The following is a 16,833-nucleotide window of genomic DNA, read 5'->3' as shown; positions in this document are numbered from 1 at the left end:
TTAGCTACCGCTATCTAGGTTGTATTTTGGTTTTTCGTGTTTAATTCCTTTTACGGCTTCTGCTACTTCTGCTGGCATGTATTCTTCATCATGCTTAGCCAGTACTTCAAAAGCTTCAATCACGTTTGGTTCTACAAGCACACCTTGCGCTACAATACCTTGGCCTTCGCGAAATAAGTCAGGCAAAATGCCTTGGTATTTAATTGTTACTAATGGCCCGGTATCAATCAGTTTAAAGCTGACTTCTAAACTTTGTTCATTACGAATGACAGAACCCGGCACAACCATACCGCCAATACGCAACTTTTGCCCTATTTGCGGTTTTTCTTTATCTGGGCCTTTGCCGTCTATTAGCTCGCTTGGTGTATAAAATAAGTTTATGTTTTCTTGTAGCGCATAAAGCACTAGGCCTACAGAGGCACCAATACCAAACAGTACTGCAATAATTACCAATAGGCGTTTTTTACGTCTTGGGTTCATGAGATTTGTTCCTGCTTCGCTTTTTTAATTCGCGCTTCGCGCGCAACTTGCTGCTCTACTGAGGCCATAATACGTTTTGTATCACGTAAAGAGCTAAATAAAATGCCTAACAAAATTAAGGCGCATGTACCAAATGAAAGCCACACGTAAAACCCGTAGCCTCCCATTGCAATAAAATCAGAAAAAGAGTCAAACTGCATAATTTACCCCTTACTTAACAAGGCTCGAACCCAAGGTCGATGCTTTTCACGTTGTAATATTTCATTTTTAAGGCGAATTAACGTTACAGTGCCCACAAACGCTGCAAACGCTAAAATATTTACCATAAGCGGCCAAAACATACTTGGGTCAATGGCTTTTGTATCAAGCTTTGTGATTGTTGCGCCTTGGTGCAGAGTGTTCCACCACTCTACGGAGTAGTGAATAACAGGTAAATTAATTACCCCTACAATGGCTAAAATAGACGCTGCGCGCCCTGCTGATTTTTTATCTTCAAAGGCATGGTAAAGCGACAGCACGCCTAAGTATAAAAACAATAAAATAAGTTCAGAGGTTAAACGTGCATCCCATACCCACCAAGCACCCCACATAGGTTTACCCCATGCAGCGCCGGTAATTAAGGCAATAGCTGTAACACATGCTCCCACTGGGGCAATCGCAATTACAGCAAGTTCAGCGTTACGTAATTGCCACACTAAAGCGACAATAGCTGCTATAGCCATAGAAGAGTATGCGCCCATAGACAAAATAGCCGATGGAACATGAATGAAAATAATACGGTAGCTGTCTTTTTGTTGATAATCAGCTGGTGCAAAACCTAAGCCCCAAATCCAACCAACAAGCATACTTATAACCGTAACAACGGCAAAATAAGGCAGTAACGTATTACATAATTGATATGCGCGCTCTGCTTTTGCGTAGGGATGTAACCACTTCCACATATTAACTTACACTCACTTTTAATGCTGACGATATGGCGATGGGTGCGCACATAATAGCAACTACTAACATGGCCCCAAGAATGGCAAGCTGCCCGCTATAATCCAGCGACATAGTACTGGTATCAATGGCTGACGTTGCAAAAATTAAAACAGGAATATACAAAGGCAACACTAATAGGCTCATTAAAATGCCGCCTTTTTGTAATCCCACAGTAAGGCCAGCCCCAATTGCACCAATAAAGCTTAATAATGGCGTGCCTAATAATAATGTTAATACGGTCGCTAACAGCGCAGAGCTCTCTAAATTAAGCAATAAAGCAAATAACGGTGTCATTAATACTAATGGTAAACCGGTAACAACCCAATGCGCCGCGACTTTAGCCAACACGGTGAGTGATAGCGGGTACGATGAAGCAATTAACTGCTCTAACGAGCCATCGTTATAGTCGTCTCTGAATAATTTATCGAGTCCAAGCATGGTAGAGAGCAAAGCTGCTACCCAAATAATACCTGGCGCCATTCTGTTTAATAGACCGGGCTCTGGGCCAATTGCTAACGGAAATAAAGAAATAACAATGAGAAAAAACAAGATAGGATTGATAATTTCAGCACGCTGGCGAAACGCAAGCTTTACATCTTTACTAAATACCGCACTAAACAGCAGCCAATATGAATGTTGACGAGTCATCAGTAACGATACTCCAAGGTCACCGTTTGTAGGTTTTCAAACTGTGTTGTTAAATCTTGATGGGTTGTTAGTAAAATAGCGCCACCACTTTTTAAATGCTCAGAAAAACGTTGTTGTAAAAATGCAACGCCATTTTTATCAAGTGCAGTAAAGGGTTCATCAAGCACCCATAGTTTTGCATCGCTTAACCATAATCGCACTAAAGCGACACGACGCTGCTGCCCTGCAGAGAGCATTCTTACCGGCACATCTTCAAGGCCCACTAAGCCAAGCTTAGCTAAAATTGGATATAAGTCGGGCTCATTTGTATAGCCGTTAATGTGTAACCAATGGCGTGCGTTTTCCAATGCGCTGAGCTGCACATTGACACCGGTTTTATGGCCTATAAATAGCAGGTCTGTGGCGTACTCTTCATAATGCTTGGTAATAGCTTGCTGGTTATAAAAAATAGCGCCTTCATCAGGCACACTAAAGCCTGCGACAATACGCAATAATGATGTTTTGCCAGCCCCGTTAGGACCTGCTAATTGCATGATTTGACCGCTATTTAGGCTAAAATTAAGATCCGCAAACAAACAACGTTCTTGCTTGATGCAGGTGACGGACTTAATGTGTAACAAGATGACGTTTCTCTATGCCAAAAATTAGGCGTTAGTCTACCATAATGATAGGGTAATACGAATATTGCTTTAAAATCGATTCACGAAAATTAGCGAAAACTTGATTTAAAATAATGAATAATCCAACGCAAATCACATTATCTAATTCATTGGTTAATAACCAAAGCGCCCCGAGCACTTCGCACGAATTAGTACAATTACCCGAGCAGGTACTTGCGGCTAAAAATATTCAGTTTTCAAAAGGCTCAATTACACTCGATGTTTTAATTGATAAACACTGGCAAACACTACGCTTAGGCATAACGCATGCCCCTCAAAATACAGACAAAATAGCAAGTGCTAACATACAGCTCAGCGCTGATGGAAAGCAGCTAAATATTACTCCCCACAATACCAATATTACACTTAACAACGCATCACAACTGCAGCGTTTTTTAAATTATGTTAGTACCGGTAGTGAAATACAAAGTAAACCCTTGCCAGTCAATGTACAGCTTTCGCCGTCACCGCAACTTATGATACCTAGCCTTAATGCCAGTATCGCAATTAACAAAGAAACCGCACAGCTGTTAAATACCGAGCAGCCATTACAGGTACTTATTAATACAACCAATAAAGGCGCACAAATAAATGTTATTAACCGCTTTGCTGACACTGTTCATACTCAAACTCTCAGCCAGCATAAAATTTCGCAGCTATTAACTAACTTACTGCCCAGCGCGCAACTACAAGCAACGCCTAAATTAGCTATTATTTCGCACCCTCAGCATAGCGGCTCGTTCACAACCCCGATAACCAATAAACAGCTTAGTGAATTGCCTAGCAAGCCCGTGGCAGTCAATATTACCAATCAAGCAGATAAGCTGCTCATTAAAACTAACTTACCTAAAATGCAGGTCGCACTTAATAACTCATTTAGTAAACCCTTTACCGACTTGGTTTTATCACAGCAGCAAAATGCAGCCAGTACCCCCGCTGATAAAACAAGCCCGCAGTTAAGTGCACAAAGCCCTATAAAGTCGTGGTTACAAAGTAGCTTTAGCGATTTAAAAACGCGAATTAACGATGCCGTTAAATACTTTGAAAACAAACCCTTTGCGAGTAAAACGTCACCTTTGCAGGCTCAACAAGCTAAGTTTGATGTAAATAAAACGCCGACACCAATAAACACGCTAACAAACCCTAATTTAAGCAAGCTAAATATAACCGCAGAAGTGGCTAATCATTCTTTTACCCCTAACAGCCCTTTAGCTAAACACTTTGCGCAGCTGCCTCCTTTAGTGCAAATAACCCAGCAATTAAAGGCGAGTGTGACGTTATGGCAATCAGCAAACAATACAGCTCAGCCCCAAGCAGTGAGCGCCCAACCAACAAATGTAAGTACGCAAGGCAACGCTTCTGCGCCGCTGAGTTTAAAAACACTACATGCCACAACTTCACAGGTAAATACTCCCAATCAACCCAGCTTGTCTCACTCGCTTTTTAACACAACTGTAAGTCAGCAGTTAAAACCAACAGAAGCTAAACTTTTAACCTCGCTTTTAAATTTGCCAACAGAGAGTGAGCGCCCAAATAGTGCTTCCAACCCTAAGACATTGTTGAGTAGCCAAATTACTGACATAGCAAGTAAAGCGACACAAAATACACCTGATCTTACGCGTTTAGTAAATCAAGCTTTTAATAGAATGGTCTCCAGTACTAATGTGCACCCAGCCACAATACAGCGAGAGCTTTTAAGTACCTTACAGCCGCTTACTACGCCAAACGACACACTACAAAGTAGCTTTACAAAAGGGCTTGAGCAACTTGCGGTTACTATTTTAGCGGCGCCAATAATAAGCCAACCAAGTACTTCGCTAACGTTTAATAACCACACAGGCGTGGATGCCCTACTTAATGTGCTTTTACCTACTTTTAAAGTAGGTAATGGCGCGGATAAACTATTAGAGCAACTTCAACAAACACAAATACAAGAGCTTGCCCCAGAGCTGCTACAAGTTAAAAATACCCTTAGCCAAGTACAAGTAACTACGCCAAACCAACAAAGCGACACAAACCCGCTAGCACAGTTTTTATTTCCGATGAAACTTCCTCCTGAAGCGGGACAAACAGAGATAACCTTAGGGCAATATAAAAAAGCCAGTGTAGATAAAACCGAAAAAAACGTGTGGTTTGTTAGATTAAATTTTGATTATGCACAGCAAGGGCAATTACAAATAGTGGCTGAGCTTATGGACAAAGCGCTCGATTGCCAGCTGCTTGCCTCTAGCCAAGAAGTAAGTGCAATTGCACACCCTCATTTAGATAGCCTCAGGGCTAAATTAGCTCAGCATGGCTTGCAAGTTGGCGAGCTAAACTTAAAACGCGGAGATGCTAGTCATCAAGCGTTTTATCAATCGCATGCCATTATAAATATTAAGGTTTAACATGACTGACACCTCTAATTTAGCAGCAAATAATAAATCCGCGATTGGCCTGTTGTATGAAGCAGGAAATACCCCCGCGGTAAGTGTAAAAGGGTTTGGCGAGTTGGCCGATGAAATAATCGCAGCAGCGAAACAAAAAGGCATTATGATCCACCAAGATGAAGCACTTGCTAAAACACTCTCTCACTTAGAATTAGGAGAGGAAATACCTAAAGAGCTTTATTATGTTATTGCTGAATTGATTGCTTTTTCGTACGTGCTTCGTGGGCAGTTCCCACCTGGCTGGCAAGACTTTCAAGGTAAGCTAAATGTAAAGGCATAACTAGGTGGATGAATTATATCTCCCCCTTTATTAAGTATTACTGCACATTGGTATTACGTGTAGTTAAAAGCAAAAAAGACGCTAGGCGTCTTTTTGTTTATGTAACGAAAATAATAGTTCAGCCTCAGCCCTAGGAAGCTCGCACTCGCGTATCACCTCATCTAAATCTGCGCCAAGCTCAACCATTTTAACAGCACGAGAATATATTTTTGCGTCTGGGTCATCATATTTTTGGGCAGCTTGTTGTTGCATCAACTCTTGATTTTGTTGCTCAACTTCAAGTACGCGCTTACCAATACTTAAAAGCCCTGTTCTGAGCTCAGACACTTCACTGCGTAATATATGTGTTTGCTCTGAGGTATCTTTTAATTGCTGTGATACCGCATTAAGCTCCGCCGACTGTTTATTTTTTAATGCAACAATTAGCGCCAGCGATATTAAACCTATCCCTAGCGCTGCTATTGCAATACTGAGTAACAACATAATTTTAGTGGTAAAGCTTAAATATCGCTTAACTCATCCCATTCGTCATCGCTAAGTAATTTATTTAAATCGACTAAAATAAGTAATTCGTTATCGCGGTTACATACACCTTGGATAAACTTAGCGCTTTCTTCGGTACCAACATTTGGGGCGCTGTCTATTTCAGAGCTGCGTAAATACACAACTTCAGAAACACTATCAGCTAAAATACCAATTACTTGCTCTTCTGCTTCAATAATTAAAATGCGAGAGTTATCAGTTGCATCTGCAGCAGGCAAACCAAAGCGTGCACGAGTATCAATAACAGTGACTACGTTACCACGTAAATTTATAATGCCAATAACGTATGAAGGTGCACCAGGTACTGGGGCAATTTCGGTATAACGTAAAATTTCTTGCACCTGCATTACGTTTACGCCATACGTTTCTTCTTCAAGCTTAAACGTTACCCACTGTAAAATCTCATCGTTGTTATCTGCGTTTTTATTCGCTGATAATAGTCTATCTTCGCTCATGCTGTTACCCCGTAATGGTCGTTACTACTGACGGCTATCTAAGCCTTTTTCTAATAGTGCATTTAAATTATCTACATCTATTAAAGCACACATTTTTTCTTTAATAACACCGGCAAGCCAAGGGCGTTTGCCACTGTTTTTTCGCCATTTTACATCTTCTTTACTCAATGTAATGTTATTTATTAACTTTTCGGCCAATAAACCCCAGTTGCTATCGCCTAAGGTTATTAAATACTGATAATTAAGAGACGCCTCTAACTTTTCATCGTACTTTTCAGGCATTACCCAACGGGCAGTATCAACTACGTTTAGCTTTTCATCTCTATTAAGCATAACGCCTTTAAACCACTTTGGCTTACCAAATAAATGATTTACTTCACCTAATTGATGAATTCCTCCAAGCGCTTTCAAAGGAACAGCCAATGTTAAGCCAGCCACTTCAAAAAACAGAGCCTGAAATTCACCTTCAAAGTAATCTTCTTGGCTATGTAATAAAGGAGCAGGTTCTGTACTTAACTGGGTTTGCACCTCAGCTGTCTCTACTGGCTCAGGCTCAATAGGTGCCGGTGGCGAAATAGTGGCGTCAGCCTCGCTATTACTCTCTTTTACTTGCTCAGAATAAAGCTGCTCGGTTACTTTTAATTGCGCTTTGGGCTTTAAAAGTACTTCGTCGTTTTGTAAGGCACTAGGTACTTGCTCAAGTAGCTTTGCTACAGGCTCAAGGTTTTCCTCAGGTTCGTCTTCGCATAATAGCGCCCCTAAGTATTGAGTCATTACTTTTTCATTAGCAAATAATTGCTTACTCATTCATTAACCTTGTCCAATTAAATAATCTAATAACGCTTTATAAGCGTAAACCCCACGCGAACGTGGGCAAAACTCTATGGGTACCTTTTGTGCAAGGCTTGCATCTCTAAACTTTGTATCAACGGGGATCACCCCTGGCCATACTTTATCTTTATATGTATTTTGTAACGTTTTGTAGGCTTCAAGCGACGCTTTTGTGCGCTTATCATACATAGTAGGGATTATAGTATATTGGTACTGTTTCGCTTGAGAGCTTTGCATTAATTCCATAGTGCGCATCATTCTATCAAGCCCTTTGAGCGCCAAAAACTCAGTTTGCACAGGCACTAAAATACGTTCGCTGGCGGCTAATGCGTTCACCATTAAAACACCTAAAACTGGCGGGCAATCAAGCAGCGCATAATCGTAATGTTCACTAATTTTTGCAAGTGTTTTTTTTAAAATTAAGCCCATCCCCGTTTTATTACCCATACTTCTATCGAGGGTTGCTATAGCCATCGTCGCGGGCAATATATCTAGGTTTTCCATGGTAGAGGGGCACAATGCTTGAAGTATTTCTTCACTTTGCATTGAGGTGCCGCGAGCAAAAATATCGTACACACTGACTTCTAAATCTTCAGAATCAATACCAAAATAGTACGTTAGTGAGGCGTGAGGGTCGGTATCAATGAGTAATACGCGTTTACCTTGCAAGGCCAAAATACCAGCAAGACTGACAGCCGTTGTGGTTTTACCTACACCGCCCTTTTGATTTGCTACTGTCCAAATCTTCACATTAAGTCCTAATTACTGTTCATTGCGCGTGGTGATTCTGATGCCACCATGAGGTAAACGAATTATTTTAATAGAGTTATCATCAGAGGGAAGTTCGACCTCTGGCTCAGGCGCAGCTTGTTGCACTTGCTCATCAGGCTCAGCTTCATTTTCGGTGGTTTGTTGTACTAAGCCATACTTAGAAAGCGCAATAACAACTTTACGATTCTCTGCTCTACCCGCTGCGGTGTCGTTATCGGCAAAAGGTGAGTATTGCCCATACCCCTCGATTGCCATTCGCGCTGGGTTAATTCCTAACGTTTCTAATTCAACTAAAATAGAGGTCGCCCGTGCAACTGACAACTCCCAGTTAGAGCGAAACATTTCATTGCGAATACTTTCGTTATCTGTGTAACCTCTTACCCTTATGTAGTTATCTACTGGGGCAATAATATCTTTTACAATTTTTACGACTTGCTTAGCTCGCGCATGGGCCACAGAGCTACCACTTGAGAACAGCATTCCTGAACTCAGCTCAATAATAAGCCAATCTTGGTTGAGCTCTAAACTGGCTTCTCCATCACGAATTTCATCAATAAGTGCTGAATGTAGTTTAGTTAACAAACTATCGAGTGGTTTACCTAAATGTTTTTGTTTTATATTGCTTGTATCACTATGTCCATCTAGCAGCTCTGGGCCAGACTCCTGTTTTTGAATGCTCTCACCGTACAATATCTCTTGCTCTGGGGTAACACGGTCAGTAAGTAGCCCTTCGCCTGTCACGCCCTCACCTTGTTGCGATTGTTGTCTTGCTGATTTGTCAAAAACCTGTTCTAGGGAGTCGGAGAGGATTTGAAAACTTTCTTCTTTATTTATGGCAATGGCATACATAACCACAAAAAAGGCAAACATAATGGTCATGTAATCAGCATAAGAGACTAACCAACGTTCTGTATGTTGATTTTTTTCAGCTGATTGACGTAAGCGCCGGCGTAACATAAAAGTTACTCTACCACGACATTAGGGCGCTCTGTGCGATAAGCTTCAAGCTTTAATTCTATGTTAATAGGACTTTCGCCAAGGCTTATAGCAATCACCCCTTCGGCCATCATTTCATGGTAAAGCATTTTTTGCTCCACTCGCTGCTTAAGCTTATTGGCCATAGGTAAAAATAATAAGTTAGCTAAACCCACCCCATATATTGTTGCAATAAATGCGGTGGCGACCCCTGCACCTAGCTTTTGAGGGTCAGTAATAAATGACATTGCTTGAATAAGACCAAGTACAGCCCCTAAAATGCCTATAGTTGGGCTATATCCGCCCATGGCTTCGTACACTCTACTTGCTTCAAGTAAGCGGTCTCGTTCAAGCATTAAATCTATTTCTAAGGTGTCGCGTAGCTTTTGCTCCGAACACCCATCTACTAGTAAACTAAGCCCTTTTGCTGCATAAGGATCTGGGTGACTAAGTGCCTCTTTTTCAAGCGCTAAGTACCCTTCCTGGCGAGCTTTATGCGACCACGTTTTAATTTGCTCTATGGCTTGCTCAATATTGTACTGGGGTGAAAAAAATACCCAATGGCTCATGCTTAGCGTTTTTTTAAAGGTGCTTGTCGCCGTTTGCAACATAACAGCCCCTAAGGTGCCGCCAAGTACAATAATAAGTGCAGGGCCATTAAATAACGCCGTGACAACGCCACCCTCTAAAGAGTAACCAATCGCTATAGCGCCCAGCGCAATGATTAACCCTACAACAGAGAGCTTATCCACAACCAGTCTCTCTTTTTATTCTTGCTGCTACGTCGTTTAACGCTAAATGCTCAGAGGCAAGCCCAGCGTTGGCAATAGCTTGAGGCATACCGTATACCACACAGCTTTTTTCATCTTGCGCCCAAATGGTTGCGCCAGATTGCTTAAGCATTCGCGCGCCATCACGTCCATCAGCGCCCATGCCGGTTAAAACAATAGCAAGTACGTCTCCTTGGTAGCTTTTAGCAACACTTGCAAAAGTCACATCAACGCTTGGTTTGTAGCTTATTCGTTCACTATTATCTTCAAATACACGCAACGTTTTGTTACCACTTCGCCCCTCTACCATCATTTGCTGTCCACCAGGTGCTAAGTAGGCTGTGCCGGCTTCTAGCCTGTCACCTTGTTGCGCTTCTTTAACGCGTATTTTGCAAAGGCTATTTAAACGTGCCGCAAACGCAGGCGTAAATGCCGCCGGCATGTGCTGAATTAACAAAATAGGGTGTGCAAAGTTAGCAGGTAATTGGGTTAATATAGTTTGTAAAGCAACTGGCCCGCCAGTTGAAGTGCCAATAGCCACTATTTGATAGTGTTTACCGCTGGCACGCGTGGGCATACTGGGTGTAGTTGTTGTCTGCACTGGGGCAGCACGTTGAAAGCTTCTATCAGGTTGTTTAAGCGATGAGCTTGTTGTGGCTAGTTTGCTTGCAGGTGGAGCAGTAGTCTTACTTGATGTTAATGGCCTAACAGGGCGTGGTGCACGCCTGCGACCAATTTCCTTCACTTTGGCTTGTAATAACTTGATTGCATCTTCGTTATTTCGTGCAATGTCTTCAAACTTTTTCGGTAAAAAGTCCATAGCTCCGGCATCAAGTGCATCTAAAGTTGCGGTTGCACCGTCGCGGGTTAATGAAGAAAACATAAGTATTGGCGTTGGGTTACTCGCCATAATTTCTTTTACTGCGCTAATACCATCAAGCACAGGCATTTCTACATCCATGGTGATCATATCTGGACGTAACTGCGCTGTTTTTTCTACGGCTTCTCTACCGTTAACAGCAAAACCTATTACTTCAATACCGCTGTCTTGTTCAAGAATTTCGCTTACTCGACGGCGAAAAAAACTGGAATCGTCAACAACTAAAACTTTTACGGCCATTGCGCTCTCTTATTAAATTTATGTGTAGGCATACACAGGTATGCCTACATTTTATCCTGCGTAATGCTTAAGCATATTAGGTACATCCAGAATCAGCGCAATGCCACCGTCAGATGTAATTGTTGCACCAGCCATTCCAGGCGTACCTTGTAATAACGCATCAAGAGGCTTAATAACAACTTCTTCTTGGCCAATTAATGAATCAACCACAAAGCCAACTTGCTGAGTACCTATTTGTACAATTACCACATGACCTTGCGCTTTTCGCTGAGAACAATCAGCACCTTTGACTAGCCAATGCTCTAAGTAAAATAGCGGTATCGCTTTTTTACGAACAATAATTGTAAGCTGACCATCTACCACATTGGTTTTGGTTAAATCTAAGTGGAATATTTCACTCACACCAGCAAGTGGTAACGCAAACGTTTGCTCACCAACAATAACCATCAGCGTAGGTAAAATAGCCAGTGTTAATGGTACTTTTATCTCTAAAATAGTCCCTACGCCCAACTCTGACTGTATACTCACAGAGCCATTAAGCTGCGTAATTTTAGTTTTTACTACATCCATGCCTACGCCACGGCCAGAAATATCAGATATCTCTTCTTTGGTCGAAAAGCCTGGTGCAAATATTAAGTTATACGCTTCTGTATCTGATAAGCGACTTGCCTGATCATGGTCAATAACGCCTTTACTGATCGCTATTTTTTTCAGTTTTTCCGCATCCATACCTGCACCATCATCTTTAATGGTTAACAAAATATGGTCGCCTTCTTGCGAAGCCGATAATGTAACGTTACCAGTTCTAGGCTTACCCGCAGCTTCACGCGCTGCTGGCATTTCAATACCATGGTCAACTGAGTTTCGTACTAAATGCACCAACGGATCGGCCAGTGCCTCAACTAAGTTTTTATCTAAATCGGTTTCTTCACCTACAAGCTGTAAATCAATTTCTTTATTTAAGCTACGGGCTAAGTCACGTACTACGCGAGGGAATCGGCCAAACACTTTTTTGATAGGCTGCATTCGCGTTTGCATTACTGCACCTTGAATATCAGCAGTGACCACATCAAGATTTGATATCGCCTTACCCATCGCTTCACTGTCTGTATTGGTCGCTAAACTGACCAACCTATTTCGTACTAATACCAACTCGCCAACCATATTCATTATTTGGTCTAAACGCTTTGTATCAACACGTACTGTTGTTTCAGCAGGTGGAGGCGTAGCTTTTTTAGGTGCAGCGCTACTCGCTGGTTTTTCAGCCACTTTAGGTGTAGGCGCAGCGGCTTTTGCCGCCGGAGCTTGTTTTGCTGCAGGTGCTGGCGTAGGCTTTTCTGGCGTAGGTTTTACTGGCGTTTGTGCTACAGGTGCAGCCTTAGGTGGCTGCGGTGCAGGTGTGTCAGCTTCTTTTGATTCTGGTGCGGCGCCTTTACCGTGCAGTTCATCAAGCAGTGCTTCAAATTCATCATCGCTGATTTCATCATCACCGCTATCATTTGTAACAGCCGCTGGTGGTGCTGTGTGTTTTACTTCTGGCTCACTACTTGAGGTATCTCCTGCAACAGGACCAAAACTACCTACACCGTGTAATTCATCTAATAAACTGTCAAATTCATCATCGGTAATATCTGAACTTGAATCTGGCTCTGCACTTGCACTTGCACTTGGTTGCGACACCGGGCTTTGGCCTTTGCCGTGTAGCTCATCGAGTAAGCTTTCAAATTCATCTTCTGTAATTTCATCAATTTGCGTGCTATCTGCTGAAGGGCTTGAACCTGCCACATCAAATAGTTCATCAAATGCAAATGGGTCTTCATCATCTTCTGCGCTAACGGGAGCTGCGGGTTCTTGTTCAACAACTTCGGGGGCTGTTTCAGTAAGCTCGTCATCCGTAGGCGGTTGGCCGAGTTTATGAAGGGTTTCTAATAATTGAGGGTCTGCTGGGTCTGGCTGTTCGCGGTTTTGAATAGTGGCAAACATTTCATTAATGGTATCTAGTGCTTGTAAAATCACATCCATTAATTCTGAATTAACAGTTCTAACCCCTTGGCGTAAGAGATCAAATACGTTTTCAGCACCATGACAGGCATCAACAAGCTCAGTCATAGCTAAAAAGCCTGCTCCCCCTTTTACGGTATGAAAGCCCCTAAAAATAGCATTTAGTAACTCAGTATCTTCTGGGTTATTTTCTAGCTCAACTAACTGTTCAGATAAAAGCTCTAGGATTTCTCCAGCCTCTACAAGAAAGTCTTGTAAAATATCTTCATCGACTTCAAAGCTCATGCAGTTACTCTCCTCTTAGAAGCCCAAACTTGATAATAGGTCATCGACCTCGTCTTGGTCAGATACAACATCATTTCGCGACTCTTTATCAATAATAGGGCCTTCAGGACCTGCTAATGTTTGTGCGGCAACCTGTTCTTCTGTTTCTTGTTGTTCTTTACTTTCAGCAATGCTGTCATCTTGTGCAGCAAATGCTGTTAAAAGGTGGATTAAACTTTCTTCTACTTCTCTGACTAATTCAATTACACGGCGGATAACCTGGCCGGTTAAATCTTGAAAATCCTGCGCCATTAGTACATTGGTCATTAAAGTTTGCAACTCATCGGTTTTATGATGAGAGCTGTTCATAAACTTGTCGATGCTGTGGCATAAGGTTTTAAACTCGCCCAGCTCTATCTCACGGTTCATAAGCCTATCCCAAGTAGGCTTAATATGTGCAATTTCATCTGCTAGCTGCTGCGCAATAGGGAGGCTTGCTTCGACCGCATCCATTGTCTTATTAGCTGCATTTTCTGTCATTTCCATGACATAGTTTAAGCGCTTTTTCGCATCCGGAATTGCATCAGTGGTTAAATCGGTTAAACGCGTATCAAGTTCAAAGCTTTTAAGGGCTTCGTGTAATTGGCGTGTTAACTTACCTACTTCAGCAAAAAGCTGCGATTGCTCTTGAGAGGCAGTATCTAAAATTAATTGATCTGCTTTATCTTGCTCACCGTTTTCTAAAAAAACGACGAGCTGACGAGCTTGTTCTAAAGTAATTTGAGGCGCAGCTGGTGCTGACATAAGCCTCTCCTCTCATTAACCTAAGCGTTCAAACACTTTTTCTAATTTAGTTTTCAAAGTACCAGCAGTAAATGGCTTAACAATATAGCCATTAACACCTGCTTGCGCTGCCGCTATTATTTGTTCTTTTTTAGCTTCTGCCGTCACCATTAAAACCGGAATATGTTTTAATTTTTCGTCAGCTCTAATGGCTCTTAGCAAGTCAATACCCTGCATGCCTGGCATGTTCCAATCGGTTACAACAAAGTCAAAAACCTGATTTTGCAACATAGGTAATGCTGTAGAACCATCGTCAGCTTCTTGAACATTCGTGAACCCTAGGTCACGCAACAGATTTTTTATAATACGTCTCATTGTAGAGAAATCATCAACAACAAGAATTTTCATGTTTTTATCCAAAACATCCTCCGGTGAGGTCTTAACCTATAATTTACTTACTACTAGTTTATCCAGTCATTGATTTTTGCTTTGAGCTTAATCATCGCCTGACCATGTATCTGACTTACACGCGATTCACTTACATCGAGTATATGCCCAATTTCTTTTAAATTCATTTCATCGTTGTAATACAAAGAAAGCACCATTGCATCTCGCTCTGGTAAAGACTTTATTGCCTCTAACAATGAATTATTAAACCGTTCATTTTTAACATTATTAAATGGTTTGTCTAGCGCTAAATCTTGACCTGCAGGGCTAATAACATCTTCATCTACCCCTAGGTCTTCTATACCAAGCACTTTACTGGAATTAACATCATTTAAAATATGATGGTATTCTTCTAGCGAAATATCAAGTTTTTCAGCTACTTCAGTATCTTTTGGTTCTCTATTTAAGCTATTTTCTAATTCTGTGATGGTTTCGGCGACTAAACGGCTTTTACGGTGCACCGAACGTGGTGCCCAATCCCCTCTGCGCATTTCATCAAGCATAGCACCGCGAATACGAATACCAGCAAACGTTTCAAAGCTTGCCCCTTTACTGGCGTCAAAGTTTTTTGAGGCCTCGATAAGGCCAATCATTCCCGATTGGATTAAGTCATCAAGCTGAACGCTAGGAGGAAGACGAGCTATTAAATGGCACGCCACTTTTTTGACAAGCGACGCGTGCTTTTCAACAATCACATTTAAATTTTGTGTTGATTGATATCCAATAGCTCTTTTCACCGATGTTGTCATAATCAACCGTTTACTAGCTTCTCAATGAAAAACTCTAAATGTCCTGAAGGTTGATTAGGTATAGGCCATTTTACTGCTTTTGTCGCTAATGTTTTAAACGCAACTGCTGCTGGTGAATTAGGGAAAAGATCGACAATTACTTTTTGTTTACGCGTAGATTTACGCATATTTTCATCATATGGAATAGTCGCAACAAGCTCCATAGACACATCTAAAAAGCGGTCTGTTACTTTTGAGAGCTTTGCAAAAAGCTCTTGGCCCTCGCGCATACTGCGCACCATGTTTGCAACAATTTTAAATTTATAAACGCCATGCTCGCGGCTAAGTACTTTAATAAGCGCGTAGGCATCAGTAATAGAGGTCGGCTCATCACACACCACCACCATGACATCTTGCGCTGCACGAGAAAAACTCAGCACCATGTCAGAAATACCAGCGGCGGTATCTACAATTAAAATATCAAATTCGGTATTAAGCTCACTAAAGGCACGAATTAACCCAGCATGCTCAGATGGGGTTAGCTCCACCATACTTTGCGAGCCTGATGTAGCAGGCACGATTTTAATACCGCCTGGGCCTTCAACTAAAATCTCGTCAAGTTCGCACTCGCCTGAAAGGACATGAGATAAGTTTTTTTCAACACGTAGTCCTAGCATTACATCACAATTAGCTAGGCCTAAATCGGCATCTAATACTAATACACGATTACCCTGCTGCCCTAAAGCAATAGCAGTATTTAAAGAGACGTTGGTTTTACCCACCCCTCCTTTACCGCCGGTGACAGCGATAACTTTTACGCCGTTGTTGTTGTTTTGACTCATTTTGCGCAGGCCGCTTGCTTGATCTAATACTGTGTTAATCATACATCCCTACTGTGCTTGGCGCCACTGCTTGGTGCCTTGAATGTTGTGCTTTTGCTCTTTTTAAATACAATTGCTCAGCTTTTTTTACTAGTTTTTCAGCATTTGCAACGCGAATATCTTCTGGTACGCGCTGACCATTAGTAAGATACCCTATTGGAAGACGATTTTGAATCGCTATACTAATAATCTCACCTAAACTTAATGATTCATCTAACTTAGTGAAAATACAACCGCTTAGCTGAACCTTTTTAAAATGTCTTACGGTTTCTTGCAGTACATTTATTTGTGCTGTGGCACTTAATACTAAATAACTACGTATATCTACTCGCTGGTTGCGCATTAACGTATTTAATTGCTCTGTAAGGCGTAAATCACGTTGGCTCATACCCGCTGTATCAATTAATACTAGACGCTTATTGCGTAAATGATATAAAACTTCAGCTAATTCATTGGCATCTTTTACTTGTTTAACACCACAACCAATAATACGACCATACGTTGCAAGCTGCTCATACGCACCAATTCTGTATGTATCAGTGGTGATTAGGGCAACTTTGTCGGCGCCATACTTTTGTGCGCCTAATGCGGCAAGTTTAGCAACTGTGGTTGTTTTACCTACACCAGTAGGCCCAACAAGGGCATACACACCCCCTTGGCGAAGAATTTCGTTATTGGTGGTTTGCATTTGATCTTCAACCATTTGCAATAATGCTTTCCAACCTTGCTGACGCGATACGTCATCTGGGATAAAACACGCCATTTGCTCTGCAACGTCTTTATCTAT

At 41.7% G+C, this 16,833-nt stretch carries 20 protein-coding genes; 2 read left to right on the top strand and 18 right to left on the bottom strand.

Features of this window, described 5'->3' with window-relative positions; genetic code table 11:
- Genes ccmE through ccmA form a run of 5 tightly spaced genes read right to left on the bottom strand, consistent with a single transcriptional unit; the run spans nucleotide 1 to nucleotide 2,729 of the window.
- Nucleotides 1-480: a cytochrome c maturation protein CcmE gene (ccmE, locus tag B4F91_RS08105; protein ID WP_248450567.1), complete on the bottom strand. Its 480-nt coding sequence runs from the start codon at nucleotides 478-480 to the stop codon at nucleotides 1-3.
- Nucleotides 477-680, bottom strand: a complete 204-nt coding sequence (gene ccmD / locus B4F91_RS08100) for a heme exporter protein CcmD (protein ID WP_004588323.1) — start codon at nucleotides 678-680, stop codon at nucleotides 477-479. The genes ccmE and ccmD overlap by 4 nt, the downstream gene beginning before the upstream one ends.
- A gap of 3 nt (nucleotides 681-683) precedes the next feature.
- The gene (locus tag B4F91_RS08095) at nucleotides 684-1,421 is read right to left on the bottom strand and encodes a heme ABC transporter permease (RefSeq protein ID WP_004588322.1); all 738 of its coding nucleotides are present in this window, start codon (nucleotides 1,419-1,421) and stop codon (nucleotides 684-686) included.
- A gap of 1 nt (nucleotide 1,422) precedes the next feature.
- Nucleotides 1,423-2,109 carry a heme exporter protein CcmB gene (gene ccmB, locus B4F91_RS08090; protein ID WP_004588321.1) on the bottom strand — a complete coding sequence of 229 codons (687 nt, stop codon included), beginning with the start codon at nucleotides 2,107-2,109 and terminating at the stop codon, nucleotides 1,423-1,425.
- On the bottom strand, nucleotides 2,109-2,729 hold the full coding sequence (ccmA, locus tag B4F91_RS08085; protein WP_286938653.1) for a cytochrome c biogenesis heme-transporting ATPase CcmA: 621 nt from the start codon (nucleotides 2,727-2,729) through the stop codon (nucleotides 2,109-2,111). Before ccmA ends, ccmB begins: the two co-directional genes overlap by 1 nt.
- Nucleotides 2,730-2,842: 113 nt before the next feature.
- Between ccmA and B4F91_RS08080 the strand changes: the two genes are divergently transcribed.
- Nucleotides 2,843-5,155, top strand: a complete 2,313-nt coding sequence (locus B4F91_RS08080) for a flagellar hook-length control protein FliK (RefSeq protein ID WP_288635546.1) — start codon at nucleotides 2,843-2,845, stop codon at nucleotides 5,153-5,155.
- Between the two features lies 1 nt (nucleotide 5,156).
- Nucleotides 5,157-5,477, top strand: a complete 321-nt coding sequence (locus B4F91_RS08075) for an EscU/YscU/HrcU family type III secretion system export apparatus switch protein (RefSeq protein ID WP_064386709.1) — start codon at nucleotides 5,157-5,159, stop codon at nucleotides 5,475-5,477.
- Between the two features lie 81 nt (nucleotides 5,478-5,558).
- On the opposite strand, the gene B4F91_RS08070 is transcribed toward B4F91_RS08075, so the two are convergent.
- The 13 genes from B4F91_RS08070 to flhF all read right to left on the bottom strand — a co-directional run.
- Complete coding sequence (locus tag B4F91_RS08070; RefSeq protein ID WP_004588317.1) at nucleotides 5,559-5,960, bottom strand: DUF2802 domain-containing protein; 402 nt, start codon at nucleotides 5,958-5,960, stop codon at nucleotides 5,559-5,561.
- A 17-nt stretch (nucleotides 5,961-5,977) separates the two neighbouring features.
- A complete protein-coding gene (locus B4F91_RS08065) occupies nucleotides 5,978-6,475 on the bottom strand; it encodes a chemotaxis protein CheW (protein ID WP_004588316.1) in 498 nt (165 codons plus the stop codon).
- 24 nt (nucleotides 6,476-6,499) lie between these two features.
- Nucleotides 6,500-7,282, bottom strand: a complete 783-nt coding sequence (locus tag B4F91_RS08060) for a chemotaxis protein CheW (RefSeq protein ID WP_004588315.1) — start codon at nucleotides 7,280-7,282, stop codon at nucleotides 6,500-6,502.
- A gap of 3 nt (nucleotides 7,283-7,285) precedes the next feature.
- Entirely contained in the window at nucleotides 7,286-8,056 is a 771-nt protein-coding gene (locus tag B4F91_RS08055; RefSeq protein ID WP_004588314.1) for a ParA family protein, read from the bottom strand.
- 12 nt (nucleotides 8,057-8,068) lie between these two features.
- Entirely contained in the window at nucleotides 8,069-9,034 is a 966-nt protein-coding gene (locus B4F91_RS08050) for a flagellar motor protein MotB (protein ID WP_248450561.1), read from the bottom strand.
- Between the two features lie 5 nt (nucleotides 9,035-9,039).
- Nucleotides 9,040-9,804 carry a flagellar motor protein gene (locus tag B4F91_RS08045; RefSeq protein ID WP_286938651.1) on the bottom strand — a complete coding sequence of 255 codons (765 nt, stop codon included), beginning with the start codon at nucleotides 9,802-9,804 and terminating at the stop codon, nucleotides 9,040-9,042.
- A complete protein-coding gene (locus B4F91_RS08040; protein WP_029773813.1) occupies nucleotides 9,797-10,942 on the bottom strand; it encodes a protein-glutamate methylesterase/protein-glutamine glutaminase in 1,146 nt (381 codons plus the stop codon). Before B4F91_RS08040 ends, B4F91_RS08045 begins: the two co-directional genes overlap by 8 nt.
- A gap of 51 nt (nucleotides 10,943-10,993) precedes the next feature.
- Nucleotides 10,994-13,228, bottom strand: a complete 2,235-nt coding sequence (locus B4F91_RS08035; protein WP_286938650.1) for a chemotaxis protein CheA — start codon at nucleotides 13,226-13,228, stop codon at nucleotides 10,994-10,996.
- Between the two features lie 15 nt (nucleotides 13,229-13,243).
- On the bottom strand, nucleotides 13,244-14,011 hold the full coding sequence (locus tag B4F91_RS08030; RefSeq protein ID WP_054983004.1) for a protein phosphatase CheZ: 768 nt from the start codon (nucleotides 14,009-14,011) through the stop codon (nucleotides 13,244-13,246).
- A gap of 15 nt (nucleotides 14,012-14,026) precedes the next feature.
- On the bottom strand, nucleotides 14,027-14,410 hold the full coding sequence (cheY, locus tag B4F91_RS08025; protein WP_004588308.1) for a chemotaxis response regulator CheY: 384 nt from the start codon (nucleotides 14,408-14,410) through the stop codon (nucleotides 14,027-14,029).
- 41 nt (nucleotides 14,411-14,451) lie between these two features.
- The gene (locus tag B4F91_RS08020) at nucleotides 14,452-15,186 is read right to left on the bottom strand and encodes an RNA polymerase sigma factor FliA (RefSeq protein WP_286938649.1); all 735 of its coding nucleotides are present in this window, start codon (nucleotides 15,184-15,186) and stop codon (nucleotides 14,452-14,454) included.
- A gap of 2 nt (nucleotides 15,187-15,188) precedes the next feature.
- Nucleotides 15,189-16,049 (bottom strand): MinD/ParA family ATP-binding protein, encoded by an 861-nt coding sequence (locus B4F91_RS08015; RefSeq protein ID WP_054983003.1) that lies wholly within the window; start codon nucleotides 16,047-16,049, stop codon nucleotides 15,189-15,191.
- Nucleotides 16,042-16,833: flagellar biosynthesis protein FlhF (gene flhF, locus B4F91_RS08010; protein ID WP_288635541.1), on the bottom strand; the 792-nt coding region annotated here is incomplete at its 5' end. The genes flhF and B4F91_RS08015, both read right to left, overlap by 8 nt.

It is taken from the genome of Pseudoalteromonas sp. UBA6610 (genome assembly GCF_002433295.1).
GTDB classification, from domain to species: domain Bacteria; phylum Pseudomonadota; class Gammaproteobacteria; order Enterobacterales; family Alteromonadaceae; genus Pseudoalteromonas; species Pseudoalteromonas atlantica.
Note: the sequence above shows the minus strand (reverse complement) of the source record. Positions and strands in the feature narration are given on the sequence as shown.